The sequence below is a fragment of the Spirillospora sp. NPDC048824 genome (genome assembly GCF_043198455.1).
GTDB lineage: Bacteria > Actinomycetota > Actinomycetes > Streptosporangiales > Streptosporangiaceae > Spirillospora.
Genome location: NZ_JBICUS010000018.1, coordinates 26905 through 43951, shown reverse-complemented (window position 1 = coordinate 43951; position 17047 = coordinate 26905). Strand labels below are relative to the sequence as shown.

The 17047-nt window shown below is 72.4% G+C and carries 16 protein-coding genes; 3 read left to right on the top strand and 13 right to left on the bottom strand.

Going from position 1 to position 17047, the window contains the following annotated elements:
- Positions 1 to 46: 46 nt before the first annotated feature.
- The 12 genes from ettA to ACGFIS_RS29835 all read right to left on the bottom strand — a co-directional run bounded on the left by ettA (position 47) and on the right by ACGFIS_RS29835 (position 14463).
- Positions 47 to 1708, bottom strand: coding sequence for an energy-dependent translational throttle protein EttA (gene ettA, locus ACGFIS_RS29890; RefSeq protein WP_392906209.1), 1662 nt, complete (start codon positions 1706 to 1708; stop codon positions 47 to 49).
- An 88-nt stretch (positions 1709 to 1796) separates the two neighbouring features.
- The gene (locus ACGFIS_RS29885) at positions 1797 to 3083 is read right to left on the bottom strand and encodes a GGDEF domain-containing protein (protein WP_392906210.1); all 1287 of its coding nucleotides are present in this window, start codon (positions 3081 to 3083) and stop codon (positions 1797 to 1799) included.
- Positions 3084 to 3451: 368 nt separating this feature from the next.
- Positions 3452 to 3919, bottom strand: a complete 468-nt coding sequence (locus tag ACGFIS_RS29880; RefSeq protein ID WP_392906211.1) for a single-stranded DNA-binding protein — start codon at positions 3917 to 3919, stop codon at positions 3452 to 3454.
- A gap of 114 nt (positions 3920 to 4033) precedes the next feature.
- Complete coding sequence (locus ACGFIS_RS29875) at positions 4034 to 5743, bottom strand: GTPase family protein (RefSeq protein WP_392906212.1); 1710 nt, start codon at positions 5741 to 5743, stop codon at positions 4034 to 4036.
- On the bottom strand, positions 5740 to 7722 hold the full coding sequence (locus ACGFIS_RS29870) for an AAA family ATPase (protein WP_392973296.1): 1983 nt from the start codon (positions 7720 to 7722) through the stop codon (positions 5740 to 5742). Before ACGFIS_RS29870 ends, ACGFIS_RS29875 begins: the two co-directional genes overlap by 4 nt.
- A complete protein-coding gene (gene cobA, locus ACGFIS_RS29865) occupies positions 7719 to 8957 on the bottom strand; it encodes a uroporphyrinogen-III C-methyltransferase (protein ID WP_392906215.1) in 1239 nt (412 codons plus the stop codon). The genes ACGFIS_RS29870 and cobA overlap by 4 nt, the downstream gene beginning before the upstream one ends.
- 136 nt (positions 8958 to 9093) lie before the next feature.
- Positions 9094 to 10191, bottom strand: a complete 1098-nt coding sequence (cobT, locus tag ACGFIS_RS29860; RefSeq protein ID WP_392906217.1) for a nicotinate-nucleotide--dimethylbenzimidazole phosphoribosyltransferase — start codon at positions 10189 to 10191, stop codon at positions 9094 to 9096.
- Positions 10192 to 10217: 26 nt separating this feature from the next.
- The gene (locus tag ACGFIS_RS29855) at positions 10218 to 11390 is read right to left on the bottom strand and encodes a pyridoxal phosphate-dependent aminotransferase (protein ID WP_392973295.1); all 1173 of its coding nucleotides are present in this window, start codon (positions 11388 to 11390) and stop codon (positions 10218 to 10220) included.
- Positions 11387 to 11989: a precorrin-8X methylmutase gene (locus tag ACGFIS_RS29850; RefSeq protein WP_392906221.1), complete on the bottom strand. Its 603-nt coding sequence runs from the start codon at positions 11987 to 11989 to the stop codon at positions 11387 to 11389. Before ACGFIS_RS29850 ends, ACGFIS_RS29855 begins: the two co-directional genes overlap by 4 nt.
- Positions 11990 to 12045: 56 nt before the next feature.
- Positions 12046 to 13326, bottom strand: a complete 1281-nt coding sequence (locus ACGFIS_RS29845; RefSeq protein ID WP_392973293.1) for a precorrin-6Y C5,15-methyltransferase (decarboxylating) subunit CbiT — start codon at positions 13324 to 13326, stop codon at positions 12046 to 12048.
- A gap of 16 nt (positions 13327 to 13342) precedes the next feature.
- On the bottom strand, positions 13343 to 13819 hold the full coding sequence (locus ACGFIS_RS29840) for a hypothetical protein (RefSeq protein ID WP_392906224.1): 477 nt from the start codon (positions 13817 to 13819) through the stop codon (positions 13343 to 13345).
- A complete protein-coding gene (locus ACGFIS_RS29835; protein ID WP_392906225.1) occupies positions 13816 to 14463 on the bottom strand; it encodes a GNAT family N-acetyltransferase in 648 nt (215 codons plus the stop codon). Before ACGFIS_RS29835 ends, ACGFIS_RS29840 begins: the two co-directional genes overlap by 4 nt.
- A gap of 39 nt (positions 14464 to 14502) precedes the next feature.
- Here ACGFIS_RS29835 and ACGFIS_RS29830 point away from each other — a divergent pair, with 39 nt between their 5' ends.
- Positions 14503 to 15099 carry a TetR/AcrR family transcriptional regulator gene (locus ACGFIS_RS29830; RefSeq protein ID WP_392906227.1) on the top strand — a complete coding sequence of 199 codons (597 nt, stop codon included), beginning with the start codon at positions 14503 to 14505 and terminating at the stop codon, positions 15097 to 15099.
- Between the two features lie 66 nt (positions 15100 to 15165).
- Here ACGFIS_RS29830 and ACGFIS_RS29825 read toward each other — a convergent pair whose 3' ends face one another.
- Positions 15166 to 15798: an ATP-binding protein gene (locus ACGFIS_RS29825; protein WP_392906228.1), complete on the bottom strand. Its 633-nt coding sequence runs from the start codon at positions 15796 to 15798 to the stop codon at positions 15166 to 15168.
- A 192-nt stretch (positions 15799 to 15990) separates the two neighbouring features.
- On the opposite strand from ACGFIS_RS29825, the gene ACGFIS_RS29820 reads away from it, so the two are divergent.
- Complete coding sequence (locus ACGFIS_RS29820; protein WP_392906230.1) at positions 15991 to 16836, top strand: helix-turn-helix domain-containing protein; 846 nt, start codon at positions 15991 to 15993, stop codon at positions 16834 to 16836.
- A complete protein-coding gene (locus ACGFIS_RS29815) occupies positions 16833 to 17033 on the top strand; it encodes a DUF397 domain-containing protein (RefSeq protein ID WP_392906231.1) in 201 nt (66 codons plus the stop codon). Before ACGFIS_RS29820 ends, ACGFIS_RS29815 begins: the two co-directional genes overlap by 4 nt.
- Positions 17034 to 17047: the final 14 nt, after the last annotated feature.

Below are 17047 nucleotides of genomic sequence, written 5' to 3'. Positions count from 1 at the left end.
ATCGAGGACCGCGCGGCCGTCCGGGAACCCGTTCAGAGGATCAGGATCAGCGGGTGAGCTTGCGGTGCGTCACCCGGTGCGGGCGGGCGGCGTCGGCGCCCAGCCGCTCGATCTTGTTCTTCTCGTAGTCGGCGAAGTTGCCCTCGAACCAGAACCAGTTCGAGCCCTCTTCCCACGCGAGGATGTGCGTGGCGATGCGGTCCAGGAACCACCGGTCGTGCGAGGTGATCACGGCGCAGCCGGGGAACTCCAGGAGGGCGTTCTCCAGGCTGGACAGCGTCTCGGTGTCCAGGTCGTTCGTCGGCTCGTCCAGCAGCAGCACGTTGCCGCCCAGCTTGAGGGTGAGCGCCAGGTTGAGGCGGTTGCGCTCGCCGCCGGACAGGACGCCCGCCGGCTTCTGCTGGTCGGGGCCCTTGAACCCGAACGCCGCGACATAGGCGCGGGACGGCATCTCGACCTGCCCGACGTTGATGTGGTCGAGGCCGTCGGACACGACCTGCCACACCGACTTCTTGGGATCGATGCCGCCGCGGCCCTGGTCGACGTAGGAGACCTTGACGGTTTCGCCGACGCGCAGTTCCCCCGCGTCCGGCTGCTCCTCACCGACGATCATGCGGAACAGGGTGGTCTTGCCGACGCCGTTCGGGCCGATGACGCCGACGATGCCGTTCGGAGGCAGGTTGAACGACAGGTCGTCCATCAGCAGCCGGTCGTCGAAGCCCTTCGTCAGCTTCTCCGCGACGATCACCGTGGTGCCCAGCCGCGGACCCGGCGGAATCTGGATCTCCTCGAAGTCCAGCTTGCGGAACTTGGAGGCCTCGGCGGCCATCTCCTCGTACCGCTCCAGGCGCGCCTTGCTCTTGGTCTGCCGCGCCTTCGGGTTCGACCTGACCCACTCCAGCTCGTCCTCAAGGCGCTTCTTGCGCTTGGCGTCCTTGTTGCCCTCGACCTTCAGCCGGTCGGCCTTCTTCTCCAGGTAGACGGAGTAGTTGCCCTCGTACGGGTAGCAGCGGCCCCGGTCCAGCTCCAGGATCCAGGTGGCCACGTTGTCGAGGAAGTACCGGTCGTGGGTGACGGCCAGGACGGTGCCCTCGTACTTGGCGAGGAACTGCTCCAGCCACTGCACGCTCTCCGCGTCCAGGTGGTTGGTCGGCTCGTCCAGCAGCAGCAGGTCGGGGGCCTCGAGCAGGAGCTTGCACAACGCGACGCGCCGGCGCTCACCACCCGACAGTGTCGTCACCTCGGCGTCGCCCGGTGGGCAGCGCAGCGCGTCCATCGCCTGCTCGAGCTGGCTGTCGAGGTCCCACGCGTTGCGGTGGTCGAGCTTGTCCTGGAGCTTGCCCATCTCCTCCATCAGCTCGTCGGAGTAGTCCGTCGCCATCTTCTCGGCGATCTCGTTGAACCGGTCGAGCATCGCCTTCGTCTCGGCGACGCCCTCCTCCACGTTCCCGAGGACGGTCTTCTCCTCGTTCAGCGGAGGCTCCTGCTGCAGCATGCCGACGGTGAACCCGGGCATGAGGCGCGCGTCGCCGTTGGACGGCTGCTCCAGACCGGCCATCATGCGCAGCAGCGTCGACTTACCGGTGCCGTTCGGCCCCAGGACGCCGATCTTGGCACCCGGAAGGAAGTGCAGGGTGACGTCGTCCAGGACGACCTTGTCGCCATGTGCCTTGCGCACACGCTGCATCGTGTAGATGTACTCGGCCATATCGTCCAGCCTAGAGGGTCACGGGCACCGCTTCGTCGCCCCAGCCCGACGCCGCGCACCCGCCCGCCCGGCCGCCGGGGCGGTGCGGTCAGCCGGGTGCTTTGGGGCCGTCGAGCGCGGGGAGACAGACGCGGTCGCGGCCGGACGACTTGGCCCGGTAGAGCGCCAGGTCGGCGGACGCCAGAAGCTCCAGGAGGTCCTGGCCGTGCGTGCGGAACAGCGCGACGCCCACGGACACCGTGACCGTCACCGTCCCCTCCTCGGCGGGGACCGCGAGCCGGCGGACACGGCCGCGCAGACGCTCGGCGACCCGGCACGCCTCGACGGTGTCGGCGCCCGGCAGGAGCACGACGAACTCCTCGCCGCCGAACCTGCCGACCACGTCGTAGTCGCGCAGCTGGTGGCACAGCGTGCTCGCCACGCCCACCAGCACCTGGTCGCCCATCAGGTGCCCGTGGGTGTCGTTGACCCGTTTGAAGTGGTCGATGTCGATCAGCAGCAGAGCCACGGCGTCATGCGTGCGCTGCGCCCGGGACAACTCGGTGTCGGCCTCCCGCTGCCAGGCCGCCGCGTTGAGCAGGCCCGTCTTGGCGTCCGTCCGCGCCGCCGCCTGCAACTGCTGGTGCATCAGGCTGCGTTGCAGCAGCATCACCGGTGGCAGCGCCAGGAGAAGCAGCCCCAGCGACAGCGCGCTCGTGATCGCCACGATGGTGCCCACGCACAGCTCCACCACGTCCAGGAGCAGGCTCTCCCGCGTCCACAGGACGTCCCGCCAGCGGCTCTCGGGGTTGGCCGCGTGCGCTGCGACCGCGACGATCGCGGTGTTCACCACGGTGAACAGCGCCGCGCACCCCACGGCCGCCGGAATGCCCGGGTACGCCTCGACGACCCACTGCGGCGCCCCCTCCAGCGGCTCGGGCACCACCAGGTGGAACACCATGGACGCGCACGCCCCGGCGATGCCGAACGCGGCGGAGACCAGCGCCCGCCGGTAGATCAGTGTGCGGCGCACCCGGAACTGGAGCAGCGCCTGCAGCGGTATCGGCATCAGCAGCGAGTACACCGGGGGCAGCAGCAGCGCGACCGGCAGCCACCACGCCGACAGCAGGTCGCGCGCGACGCCGGCCGGCATACCGAGCCGCCGGGACGCCTCGATGCACACCGCCCCGCACGCCAGCAGCGCCGCGAACGTCGCGGCGTCGCCGACCCGGAACGGCGTCTCGAACAGCCCCGCGACGGTGAGCCCCAGATGGGCGGCCACGAGCACCGGCACATAGATCACGAGCAGGGACGGACGCCCCAGTCGCGCCCGTCGCCTTGGCCGGTGGGCCAGCTCACCACCGCGGTCCTCGGCGGACGACTGCACTGCCGTCATCCTTCCCCCTTACGCGCATCACCTTCCGTAACACGATAGTTGCAACGTGTGCGGAAGGGGCGTGAAACAGGTACGTTCGGGAACGCATATGCGGGTGGCCGTTCAGACCACCGGCATCAGGGGTCCGCGGATTCGCGGCCCCGGGCACATCCTGGGGGGGATACGACCATGCGCGGCATTTCCTGGATCTGACGCCGCACACCCCGACGGTGCGGGGGCGCCGACCGGCAGCGACCCGATGCCGGCCACGCCCCCGCTCCCAAGAGCCCAGGACCCCAGGCAGAGCCACGCAGGCGACCACTGTTCCCACCCGGACACACGCCGACGCCATCGCCGAACGCGCGCACCCGAACCGCCGGGAGTGACCGTCAGGCGGCCTTGGGTTCCTTGTCCTCTTCCGCAGGAGCCGCCAATGCCCATTCGTCGGCGGCGTCGCGGGCCAGTTGGCGGTCCTCTTCGCTGAGGGGGCCGCCGCGCTGGACGGGGCGGAAGTCGGCGGTGCCGCGCAGGAGGTCGGGGCCGAGGGTGGAGGCCTCGATCTCGGCGGAGAACCGCCACTGGCCGTCGCGCTCGTACTGGCGGATGCGCAGGCGGCCCGTGACCAGGACCGGGGTACCGCGCGGGAACTCGGACGCGTTGACGTTGTCGGCGAGGCTCCGCCAGCAGTTGACGGTCAGGAACAGCGTCTCCACGTCCTGCCATTGGCCGGCCTGCCGGTCGTAGCGGCGGGGCGTGCAGCCGACCCTCAGCGAGAGGAACGGGGTTCCGTTGGGCGTCATGGTGTAGCGGGGCTCGGCGGCGACCCAGCCGGTGATGGTGATGTGCGCCTCGTTCACTGCGTCCTCCGTCGTCTCACGTACGGGTCCGTTCCGCGTACAGGTCAACGGTGGCGCAGCGGGCGCGGGCGGGAGGAGCGGCCGCGGAATTGTGGATAACCCGGCATGGGCCGGTCAGCGTCGGCCGAGGGCCACGTCCACGTTCTCGCGGAAACGGGCGTAGACCTGAAGGTCGTCCTCGATGGGCCCGATCACCTTCTGGTACGCGACGCGCTCGATGCCCACGCGCATGTGGTGCTCCATCCTGTCGCCGTGCTTGGCCGACGACAGGGCCACCAGGTTGCGGCAGGCGGACGCGGTGAGCCAGCCCATGCCGAGCGTGCACACGACCAGGACGGCGACGTACGGGATGAGGCCCGCCTCTCCGATGAGGCCCGGGTTGTCGCCGCCGAGGCCGAGCAGGCCGTAGGCGACGAGGAAGCCGATCCACACGATGCTGAGGGCCGCGACCAGAACGAGGAAGTACTGCCAGGTCTTGACCAGCCACCACCAGCGGGGCACCACGTTGAACGTGGGCAGGGCGTCCTTGAGGGATTCGCCCAGGCCCTCCGGGATCTCCGTGGCGTGCGCGCGGGCGGCGGCGCGGACGGAGCGTCCCCAGTGGGTGGGCAGTTCCTGGGACAGGCCCTCGGTGACGTTCTGGAGCGCGTTGTCCACATCGCCCTGCTGGGCGCCGATCGGGCCGGTGAAGGCGTTGCGGAGTTCCTCGCGCAGTTCGGTGAGGCGCATCCGGCGCAGCGGGTCGGAGCGCAGCCGCGCGACGATGGCGGCGACGGGCCAGCCGACGAAGTCGGCGGCGCGCAGTTCGTAGGCGCTCTCCATGGCCTCCGCGACCGCGGGCGCGCCGGCGGCGTCGGTGAAGGCCTGGACGAGGTCGGCGCGGCGGCCGTCGTCGACGGTGGTGGGCGGCTCGGTGGTGAAGCGGTAGTCGTCGAACCGCTCGGCGACCCTGTCGACGTCGGCGGACAGGCGCTCGGTGCGCGCGCGGCGGGCGGCGACGGTGTCGACGAGGACGTCGCGGAAGCCGTAGGTTCCGTCCTCGGCGACCGCGGAGGTGGTCACGATGCGCGGGTCGGCGAGGCCCTCGGCCTCCAGCAGGCGGCGCAGGTCGGCGACGCAGTCGTCGATCTCGTGCGGGGTGAGCCGGTCGACCTGGTTGAGGACGACGAGGGTGACGCCGGTGTGCCGTGCGAACGGGACGATGTAGTTGCGGTGCAGGGCCGCGTCGGCGTACTTCTGCGGGTCGACGACCCAGACGAGCAGGTCGGCGATGGTGACGAAGCGGTCGACCTCCGCGCGGTGCATCGCCTGGATGGAGTCGTGGTCGGGCAGGTCGATGAGGACGAGGCCCTGAAGGGAACTGTCGGCGCGCTCCAGGTCGAGGGCGCTGGCGCGGGCGTAGCGGTGCCGCTTGTCGACGGCCAGCCAGTCGAGCAGGGGGCCCGCGCCGTCCAGCCCCCAGACGCACGCGTGGGCCTGGGACGTCATGGGGCGGCGCATCCCGGTCGGCGACAGTTCGAGCCCGCAGATGGCGTTGAACAGGGACGACTTGCCGCTGCCGGTGCCGCCGGCGAGGGTGACGACGGTGTGCTCGCCGGACAGCCGCAGCCGCTGCCCGGCCCGGTCCAGCAGCGCGGCGGCGTCGTCCAGGACGGGCTGGTCGAGCCGGCCGATGCCGGCGTGGACGAGGCGGTCGAGCCCGTTGAGCCGGTCGGTCAGCCCGGGCGGGCCGGCGGGTTCGCCGGCGCCGTTCATGTCCGGGGCCGCGATCGGGAACCCGCCGGTGCCGGCCGGCGAGTTCGCGGGGAGGGCCGAGGTTGTCATCGGGCGACCTCGAGGTTGTAGGTGGCCTGGTACAGCTGGACGGGGACGGTCTCGTCGGGGATGCCGGCGGAGTCGAGCACCTGCCCGAACCGGATGGCCTCCTCGTCGAACAGCATCCCGATGCGGCTGCGCAGGTCGGCGCGGGCCTTGGCGCCCATGCCGCGCAGCGACTCGGCGCCGAACAGCGCCTTGAGCAGCCGCTGCGGGACGGCGCTGTTGCCGCCCTCGACGGCCACGTCGGACGTGCCGTACCCGAGCAGGCCGATCGTCAGGACGAGGGAGACCGCCTCGGTGTCGAACGAGACCAGCTTCGCGACCGAGCGCTTGGTGACGCCCTCGGTGCGGATCAGCTCCTGGACGTGGTCCTGCCAGGAGCTGACGGCCCGGGTGACGCGGCGCGACAGCTCCGGGGAGACGTGCCCGAGGTCGGCGCCGGCCCCGGCGATGACCTGGCGTCCGGACGGGTGGTCGCGCCAGCGGGCGACGACCTGTTCGGCGCCGTGCTCGGCGGACGCCATGATCAGTGATTCGAGGCTGCTGCGCAGCGCCGCCTTGAGGGCGCGGACGCGGGCGGGGCTGCGGCGGTTGCGCCGGCCGGCGGAGCGGCCGCGGCGACCGCGCTGGACGTGCAGGGAGCGCAGCAGGTCGCCGGTGCCGGCGAAGTCCTGCCAGCGGGCGAGCACCTCGCCGCGCAGGAGGGAGCCGTTGCGGGTGGCCTCGTCCAGTTCGGCGAGGGCGGTGCCGTAGCCGGCCTCGACCTCCCCGGCCAGCTCGGTGCGCTGCTCGACCTGCGCCTCGACCTGCCGGGCGAGTTCGGGGACGCGGGTGCGGAAGCTGTCCAGGACGGCGGCGAGGGTGTCGCTGATGACGATCTCGCGGTCCTCGGCGTCCTCGGCGACGCCGGTGAGCCAGGCGCGGATGTCCTCGACGGTCTCCTCGGGGAGGCGGCTCTCCTCGATGCGCGTCTCGGGGATGGTGAAGCGGCGGGCGTCGCCGACCTCGTGCTCGTCCAGCATCTCGCCGAAGTGCTCGACGATCTCGGCGCCCTGCGGCCCGGCGCCCTGCGGGACGCGCGACAGCACGACGCCGATGGTGGCGCCGTTCTCCTTGGCGCGCTGGAGCATCTGCCACACCTGGGCGTCGGCGTAGCGCGCCGCGGTGGTGACGCACAGCCACAGGTCGGCGGCGGACATCAGCTTGGTCGCGAACTCGTAGTGGTCCTCGAAGACCGAGTCGAAGTCGGGGCTGTCGAGCAGCGCGAGGCCGGACGGGAGGACGTCGCTGGCGATGATGACCAACTGGTCACCCGCGATGGCGTCGGGCGCCGGGCCGCGGACCCGTCCCATACCGGGCAGCAGCGGCCCCTCCATGAACCACTTCACGTGATCGGGGTGGCACACGAGGATGGGGCTGCTGGTGGTGGGACGCAGCACGCCGGTGGCGCTCACGCGGTCGCCGACGAGCGTGTTGACCAGCGTGGACTTGCCCGCTCCGGTCGACCCGCCGAGCACCACGAGCATCGGCGCGCCGGCGGCCTGGATGCGCGGGAGAACGTAGTCCTCCAGCTGGCCGCGCAGCTCGTCGCGGGCCTCGCGGGCCTCCTCGACGCCCGGGACGTCCAGCAGGAAGTCGAAGGCGCCGAGCTGTTCGCGGAGGCTGGTCAGCGCCCGGGTCAGCTCGCCCTGGCGCACCGTCCCGCCGCCGGGCCTGGCGGCCCGCAGGCCGCGCTTCGGCTTGGCGTCCCCGGCGGCGCCGGTCTCCGGGCCGGCCCGCGTCTCGTCGTCGGCGCCCTTCCCGGACGTCCCCTTCTTCGGCTTCTCCTTGTCGCGCACCTCGTCCTTTTCGCGCGCACGTCGCCCGCGCGCCTCTTCGTCGGGCGCGGCGTCCTCGCCGGGGACCGCGGAGTCCTCGATTCCGCGTCCCGGACCGGCGCCGGCCTCCTCGTCGTGGACCGCGCTTCGCTCTGCCGGGGGTGTCACGGATCCCGTCCCATGTCCGCTCGAATCATGTCGATCTCTCGTGCCACGTTCACCACGTCGCCCACGACCACGATCGCCGGCGGCCGGACTTCACCGGCGGCCATCGCGTCGGCCACCGTACCCAGGGTCGCCGTCAGCGACCTCTGGCCGGGGAGGGTGCCGTCCTGGATCACGGCGACCGGCGTGTCGGACGATCGACCATAGCGCATGAGGGCCGATGCGATGGGCTTCATCCGCTCCACCGCCATGAGCAGGACGATGGTGCCGTTCGTGCGTCCCAGCGCCTCCCAGTCGACGGTCGAGGCCTCATGCCCGGGGGGGACGTGCGCCGAGACCACGTGGAACTCCTGCGCGACGCCCCGGTGGGTGACCGGGATGCCGGCCGCGGACGGGACGGCGACGGCGCTGGTGATGCCGGGAACGACCATGACCGGGACGCCGTGGCGGGCGCAGTGCAGGGCCTCCTCGCCGCCGCGCCCGAACACGAACGGGTCCCCGCCCTTGAGGCGCACGACGAACCGTCCCTCGCGCGCGTGCTCGACCAGGTGTCCGTTGATGATGTCCTGGGTGACCGTCCGCCCGTAGGGGATCTTGGCCGCGTCGATCACCTCGACGTCGGTGGCCAGCTCGTCCAGCAGCCCGCCGGGGGCGAGGCGGTCGGTGACGACGACGTCGGCCATCGCGAGGAGCTGCCGGCCGCGGACGGTGATCAGGCCGGGGTCGCCGGGGCCGCCGCCGACGAGGGCGACTCCGGCGGGCTTGCGCCGGGAGTGCCGCGATTCCAGGGCCCCGTCGCGCAGCCCGGCCACCACCGCGTCGCGGATGCCCGCGGCGCGCCGGGGGTCGCCGCCGAGCAGGACGCCGACGGTCGCGTCGCCCGCGTGCCCGCTCGCGGGCGTCCAGGCGGGCGAGGACTCGGCGTCGTCGGCGCGGACGGCCCAGATGCGCGCGGAGTCCGCCTCCGCGACCACGTCGCCGTTGACCTTCGCGTCGTCGGTGACGGCCTGCACCAGCCAGGCCCCGGCGCAGTCGCCGCGCTCGTACGGGCGCCGGTGCCAGGTGATCTTCCCGCGCTCGGCCAGGCCCTCCAGGGAGGCGGTGACCTCGGGTGAGACCAGCACGACCGAGGCGCCCGCGTCCAGGAGGGCGGGCACACGGCGCTGGGCGACCCGTCCTCCGCCGACGACGAGGACGCGTCGCCCGCCGAGTCGCAGGCCTAGCAGGTACGGGGGCACGTGGGTGAGTCTCTCGATCGGATGTGCGGAGCAGCTTGCGGACGCCGGTTACGGACACGTGTCTTCGTCGAACAAAGGTACTCGGGTTCACCAGTGCATGGAGAGTGCCTCAGCCCGTTCGATAGCCGAGCGTGACTCATTCCGTGATCTTTTGGTGACGACGTCCGGCGTCCTTGCCGCTGACTCCGGCCGAGTCGAACGTGGCGACCTCGTGCAGCACCCGCACCGCGCCCTGGACCAGCGGCAACGCCAGCAGCGCGCCGGTCCCCTCGCCGAGCCGCAGTTCCAGGTCGACGAGCGGGCGCAGGCCCAGCGCGTCGATGGCGGCGGTGTGGCCGGGCTCGGCCGAGCGGTGTCCCGCGACGCACGCCCCGGCGGCCCGGGGGCACATCGCGGCGGCGACCAGGGCGGCGGCCCCGGCGATCACCCCGTCGAGGACGACCGGGACGCGCAGCGACGCCGCGCCGAGGATGAACCCGGCGATCGCGGCGTGCTCCAGCCCTCCGACCGCGGCGAGGACCTCCATGGGGTCGGCGCCGTCTCCGGCGGGCAGGCCGTGCAGGTCCAGGGCCGTCCGGACGACCTCGACCTTGCGGGCGTGGGTGGCGTCGTCGATGCCGGTGCCGCGGCCGGTGACCCGCTCCGGCGGCAGGCCGGTGAACGCGGCGACCAGCGCGGCGGACGCGGTGGTGTTGGCGATGCCCATGTCACCGGTGATCAGGCACCCGGCGCCGGAGGCGGCCAGGTCGCGCGCCACGCCGATGCCGGTCGCCACGGCGCGGCGGGCCTCGTCGGCGGTCATCGCGGGCCCGCGCGTCAGGTCGGCCGTGCCGGGCGCGATCTTGCGGAGGAGCAGCCCGGGTGCCGCGTCGAGGGCGGCGGCCACGCCGATGTCGACGACGGTGACCTCGGCGCCGACCTGGGCGGCGAACGCGTTGACCACGGCGCCGCCCGCCAGGAAGTTGGCCACCATCTGCGCGGTGACCTCCTGCGGCCACGGGGTGACGCCCTGGGCGTGGACGCCGTGGTCGGCGGCGAAAACGGCGACCGCGGCGGGTTCGGGCATCGGCGGCGGGCACTGCCCGGTCAGCCCGGCGAGCCTGACCGACACCTCCTCCAGGACGCCGAGTGACCCGGGCGGCTTGGTGAGACGGGCCTGATGGTCGCGGGCGTCCCGCATGGCGGTCTCGTCCAGCGGCGCGATGGAGGCGATGGTCTGCTCGATCAGGTTCACGGTGTCCTTTCTGGGGCGGCCCTTGCTCAGATGCCCAGTTCGCCGAGCACTTCTAGCAAGGCGTCATTGGACGGCCGGTCGCGTACGGCGATGCGTAGCCAGTCGGGGCCCAGCCCTGGGAATGTGTCGCCTCGCCTGACGGCGTAGCCACGCTGCCTCAGCAGGGCCCTGATACCGAGGGCGTCGGGCACGCTCAGGCACAGGAACGACGCTCGCGCCTCGGGTACGACGTAGAGGCCGCGCGTGCTCAGTTCCGCCGCGAGCCTGTCGCGTTCGGCGCCGAGTTCGGCGGCCCACGCTTCGGCTTCGGCGACCGCCTCCGGTGTGGAGCACGCCTCGACGGCGACGAGCGCGGGCGTGGACACGGCCCAGAGCGGCTGCGCTTCGGTGAGCCGTCCCACCAGGTGGGGATCGGCTAGGACGTACCCGGCGCGCAGCCCGGCGAGCCCCCATGTCTTGGTCAGAGAGCGGATGACCACGACCCCGGTGGGCAGCCGGGAGGCCAGGGACTCCGGTTCGCCGGGGACGCAGTCCATGAACGCCTCGTCGACCACGACCGTCCGGCCGGGTCTGGCCAGCGCGGCGACGGCGTCCGCCGGGTGCAGGACGGAGGTGGGATTGGTCGGGTTGCCGATCACGACGAGGTCCGCGTCGTCGGGGATCAACGGCTGTTGCCGGGGGGTCTGGGGGGTCGTCCCCCCAGAAGTGAACGGCTGTTGCCGGGGGGTCTGGGGGGTCGTCCCCCCAGAAGTGAACGGCTCTTGCCGGGGGGTCTGGGGGGTCGTCCCGCCGGAAAGGGAGACGGGGTCGAGGGTGAAGTCCTTGGTGAGGATCACCCGCTCCACGGCGTGCCCGGCGGCCCTCAGCGCGGCCTCGGGCTCGGTGAACTGCGGATGCACGACCACCGCCCTGCGCGGCGCGAGAACCCGCGCGAGCAGGACGAACGCCTCCGCGGCGCCGGCGGTGAGCAGGACCTCGCCGGCGGACCTGCCGTGCCGCCTCGCGACCGCCCGGCGGGCCGGACGCGGGTCGGGGTAGGCGGCCAGGTCCGCGATGGACGCCCGGAGCCGCTCGGCCAGCCACTCCGGGGGCATGCCGGTCCGGACGTTCACGGCGAAGTCGGCGAGCCCGCCGCCGACCTCCGCGTCCCCGTGATGGCGCAGGTCGACCTCGTCCGACTCGAAGGGGGGCGCGGTCACAGGAACCCCGCCTCGTCGTCCAGGTACAGCAGCGCGTTGACGGCTGCCGCGGCGGCCACGGAACCGCCCTTCTCCGAGACGTTGCTGAGCTGCGGCAGCCCGCTTGCGCGCAGCGCGTCCTTGGCCTCGCAGGCGCCGACGAAGCCCACCGGCATCCCGATGACCAGCGCCGGGCTCACCCGGCGGGCGATGATCTCGGAGATCGCCTCCGGGGAGGAGCCGACCACCCAGACCGCGCCCGGGCCCACGTCGGCGTACGACAGCCGGACCGCGGCGGCCGACCGGGTGATGCCCGCGGCGCGCGCCATCCGGGCGGCCGCCGGGTCGGCGGCGTGGCAGACCGTGTCCCGGGCGGTGATCCCGGCCGCGACCATCCCCTCGTCGGTGACGATCGGCGCGCCGTCGCGCAGCGCGGCCCAGCCCTGCCGGAGGTACTCCTCCCTGGTGACCAGGTCCACCGCGTACTCCAGGTCGGCAGTCGCGTGGATCACCCGCTCGGTCACGGCCCGCCACAGCGGCGGCATCGGGGACAGGTCGACGCGGGACCGCAGGATCTCATACGACCGGACTTCGATCGGGTGGGGTTGACGGACGGTCAACTGCGCCTCCTGCTTCGCTTCCAGGACGGGACAAGGGTTTCACGGCTTGCGGGGGGTCACGCCCCTGGGCCGGATCCGTCCAGGTCGTCCGGCTCGCCGGGAAGGGCGGGGATGGTCTCGATGGGCCGGGAGGTACGGGACGTCCGCCGTCCGGGGACAGGGGTGTCCCGCACGCCCCAGACGACGATCACCGGGTCCCCGGCCGGCCCGGACGGGTTCAGCGGGGTCGCCTGGAGCCGGACGGCGTCGGCCGTGAAGCCCTGCTCGGCCAGGACGTCCAGCGTCTTCTGGGCTTCGTCGGCGGCGGCGACGGCGACGAGGCGGGCGGGCTTGAGGCCGGCGCAGACGCGGACGGCTTCCGGTCCGCCGCGTCCGGTGAGGCCGGGCCCGATGAACACGGCGTCGGGCCTGGGCAGGTGACCGGCGGTGGACCGCACGTCCCCGGACGCCATCGCCACCTTGACGCCGTGCAGCCGGACGTTCTCCCGGATCCGCTCACATGCCGCATGGTCGCGGTCGACGGCGACCACGGCCGCGCCGAAGCGCGCGCATTCGATTCCCACGGAGCCGTCACCGGACTCCACGTCCCACACCATGTCGCCGACTCTCGGGCCGAGCTTGGCCAGGACGAAAGCCCGGACGTCCGGCGGCGGCCCCGGCCCGTCGCCGAATGCGTCCGCGGGCAGCGCCCATCCGGCGGGGGCCGGAGCGGGCCCCGAGATCCAGCTCGTTTCACCCAGTGCGTGACGGTTGTCCAGGACGAGCACCACGACCGGGTCGTTCCAGGGACGAGTGGTGGCCTCAGCCGGCCGGACGTGGACGACGCGCTCCCCGGGCCCGTCCAGGTCCTCGCAGACCACGAACGAACGCGGCGTCACGGGGAACAGCGCGCGCGCCAGTTCCGCCGGTCCCGCGCCAGGCCCGGTCAGTACCGCGACCTTGGGGTGGGCTCGGCACGCGTTCACGGCCTGCCGCAGGTGCCCGTCCCGGGCCGAGACGACCAGCGCGTCGTCCCAGGGCAGCCCCGCATGGGAGAAAGCCCGCGCCACCAGGGGCGCGGCAGGCAGAGCCTCCGGTGCGTGGCCTTGTTCGAGCAGCACACGGAGAATCCCGAAGTGGCCGGGATCGCCGTCCACGACGAGCACGACGTCCTGGTCTGACACGTCGACGCCTTTCAGCGCGCCCGCGAGGTCCTCGGTGACGACCTTGCGGGCGCCGGGCGCCAGTGGGAGACCGTCAAGGCGACCGGGGCCTCCCACGACCACCGCGGCGCTTTCCACAGCCGCCCGGGCCGCATCGGAAAGCGGCGAACCGTCGCGGCCGACAACCGTCAACATCGCCTGAACCCGCCGCCTACCGGGCCATCCGCCCGAACATGCCGACCATGCGCTCACCCGCCGCATCGACCAGAACGACCTGCGCGGCGACCGGGCTGGTGGCCGAGCCGGCGGCCTCGGCTGCGAGCCGCTCCAGCTCACCGGCGGTCCGGCGGCACAGCTCCCGGCCGAACGGGCCTAGCATGCCGGCGGCCTCCCACAGCTCGTAGGCGTGGCGGGCCGCCGGGGCCCCGGCCACCTCGGCGGCCAGCGCGGCGCCTCCGTCCATGTCGACGGTGATCGATTCCAGGACGGCGGCATCGTCCAGGAGGGCGACCTGCTCGCCTATGCCGGCGACCAGGACGACCTGCGCGAGCCCGTCCTTGACCGCCGTGCGCAGCCCGTCCGTGCCGGCCGGGACGAAACACGCGTCCGGCAGCTTCGGCAGCATCCGGCGGGCCGTGTCGCGCACGCCGTCCCCGTACATCACGAGCGTCCTGTCCTCAGCGGTCACCGGCGCCGTCCCTCCTCGTCCTGGGCGACGAGCCTCCCGGAGGAGCCGCCGGAGCGCCGGCGCGGCACGCCGGCGGGCTGCGATCCGGGCCGCGCGTCGGTGGCGACGCGGCTGAACACGACCATGTCCCGGCTGACGCCGCCGGCGTCGCGTTCCGCTCCCCGCGCGACGCCCTCGCGCACGTAGCCGGCCTTCTCGGCGACGCGGATGGACGCGTGGTTGGTGACCATGGCGCGCAGTTCGACGCGGAAGAGCCCGCAGTCGCGCAGCGCCCAGCCGGAGACCAGCGACAGGGCCTCGGTGGCGTGGCCGCGTCCGCGGACGCCCGGACGCATCCCGTAACCGACCTCGCTGGTCAGGTGCTCCCAGTTCACCTTGAACAGCCCGATGGTCCCGAGCAGGTCGCCGGTGTCGCGGTCCGTCGCCGCCAGGTGGATGCCCAGCCCGAACCGCTGCACCTTGTGGACGCCCTCCCGCAGGAACCACGCGATGGGGTCGGCCTCCAGGACGCCAGGGAAATTGGGCGGCAGGAAGTCCTCACCGGCGCGGATCACCTCGATCAGTGCGGGCGCGTCATCGATGCCGAACGGGCGCAGCACGAGCCGTTCACCCTCAAGGCGGACAGTTCTCTCGAAGGCGTTCACGCGCGCTCCCTCCCCGCCTGCACAGCATAGGCTGTCGCGGTGAGTTACCAGCGCCTGTCCCCGGACGAACGGCGGGCCCAGATTCTCGACGTCGCGCGGCGGATGTTCACCGAGCTGCCCTACGCCGAGGTCTCCACCGCCGCGATCGCACGGGAGACCGGAGTCCAGCGCGGCCTGATCCACTACTACTTCGGGACGAAACGAGAACTGTTCCTCAAGGTCGTCCAGGGTCTCACGGCGTCGGCCGCGCTCCAGGTACCGCCGGTGGACGAGCGGATGACGCTGCCCGATGCGATCGAACTGTGCGTGAACCTGTTCCTCGACACGGCGGAGCAGAACGCGACGACGTGGTTCGCGGCGCTGGACGCCGAGGGGTTCGGGCAGGACCCGGAACTGCTGCGCATCGTCAACCGGTTCCGCGACGAGGCGGTCGAGCACATGCTCGCCGTCCTGCGGGTGCCGGAGCCCACCGAGACCCTGCGCGCCGTCCTGCGCACCTACTCGGGGCTGGCGGACGCGGCGACGCGGCAGTGGCTCCAGGAGAAGACGCTCGACCGCGACCAGGTGCACACGCTGCTCGCGCGGTCACTGCTCAATCTGGTGTGCGACATAAGCCCGGCTCTGGAGAAGCACTAGAAGCTCGACGGGCCGGGCGGGAGCGGCGGTCGCCCCTGGCACCGCGAACCAGACGGCTCGACGGGGCTAGGCGGGAGCGGCGGTCGCCCCTGGCACCGCGAACCAGACGGCCTTGCCGCGGACCGGCGGCCCGAGCCTCGACAGCGTCCGCAGCATGCCCCAGCGTTCCCCGGACAGCTCGCGGACGATGCTGAGCCCGCGTCCGCAGTCGCCGGACGTCCACGAATAGCCGGGCAGGGCGGCGTCGGCGAGCGCGTCGAAGACGGCGCACCGCACCTCGCCGGCGTCACCGGAACCCCCGTCACGAGGACCCTTGCCGCGAGGACCCCTGTCACCAGGCGCCCTATCACGAGGACCCCTGTCACCGGCATCTCCGTCACCGGCCTCGGCGTCGCCGGTCTCGCCTCCGGCCACGTAGAGCCACAGCTCGTGGGGGCCGTGCTCGCCGGCGTGCTGGTGCGCGTTCGTCGCGAGCTCGCTGACCATGAGCTGCGCGTCGGCGATCACGTCGCGTGGAACGCCGAGCGAGGCGAGGGCGTCATGCAGGACGCCGCGGGCGTGGCCCGCACATCCGGGCCCGCCCGGGAGGGCCCAGACCCAGCCGGGCCTGGTGCCCGCCGCGGCACGGGCGTTGTCGGTGGCGTCGGCCATGGCGTCGGCCATGGACTGCGCTGTCAGGTCGGCTGGCGTGCTTGTCACGGGTTCCTCCCGCGGTCTACGTGCCCGGGTGCGCCGGCCGGTCCGTCACTGTCGGTCTCCGGTCGGTCACGGAACACAGCGTGTCGTGAGATTCTCACGATCGCAACTGTCTTCACAGAATTGCTCCCCCCTTTCTGCCGGGTTCGTCAATCGCGTTGTGGCGCGCGCCGAGAGTGGTAAGACTCCACTCCCATGACCTACCGCCCCACCGTTCGTGGCCGCCGCCTGGCGCGGGAGCTCCGCAAGCTGCGGGAGGAGCAGGGCCTGACCCTCCAGGAGGTGGCGGACCGGCTCGACTGGTCGCGAGCCACCGTCTCCCGCCTCGAAACCAGCCAGACCCGCCCGAAACCCGGTGACATCGCCGACATCCTCGATCTGTACGGGGTGCCGAGCCCGGACCGCGACGCGCTCATCACCCTCGCCCGGCAGGCCGGCCAGCGCGGCTGGTGGACCGCCTACCAGGACGTCTTCGCCGGCAGCTATGTCGCGCTTGAGGACGAGGCGTCGCACATCCGCACCTGGGATCCCCAGCTCGTCCACGGGCTGCTGCAGACCGAGCAGTACTCCCGCGCCGTGATCACGGCGGGCCGGCTGCTGCCCGCCCAGGAGGACATCGAGCGCCGCATCTCCGCCCGCAAGATCCGCCAGGCCCTGCTCGACCGGGCCGACGCGCCGCGTCTGCAGGTCGTGTTCGACGAGGCGGTCCTGCACCGCCCGATCGGCGGCGGCGAGGTGATGCGGGCGCAGCTGGACGCCCTCGCCACCGCCGCGGCGACCCGCCCAACGGTGTCGATTCAGGTACTTCCGTATACAGCCAAGGAGCATGCGGGCCTAGACGGACGATTCACCATATTGTCGTATCCGGACCCCGCAGACCCAGATATCGCCTATGTAGAGGGCACCATGGGTGACGTTTACCTTGAGAGTGCGGAGGCAATAGCAAAACATAGGGACCGCTTCGATCGCATCGAGGCGGCCGCCCTGTCCACCGAGGAATCCGCGCACCTCATCGCCGAGGCAGCAAGGAGCAGCCCGTGACCAACCCGCAGCGCGAACTCACCTGTGCCCCCTGGCGAAAGTCGTCCCACAGCGGGAGCGGCGACCAGTGCGTCGAGGTGGCGCCACTGTCCGGCGACCTGTGCGCGGTACGCGACTCCAAGGACCCCTCCGGACCGGCGCTGGTGCTGACACCGTCCGCCTGGCGGGGTCTCCTGGTCGCGATCAAGGAGGTCTAGCGACGGTTCGATCC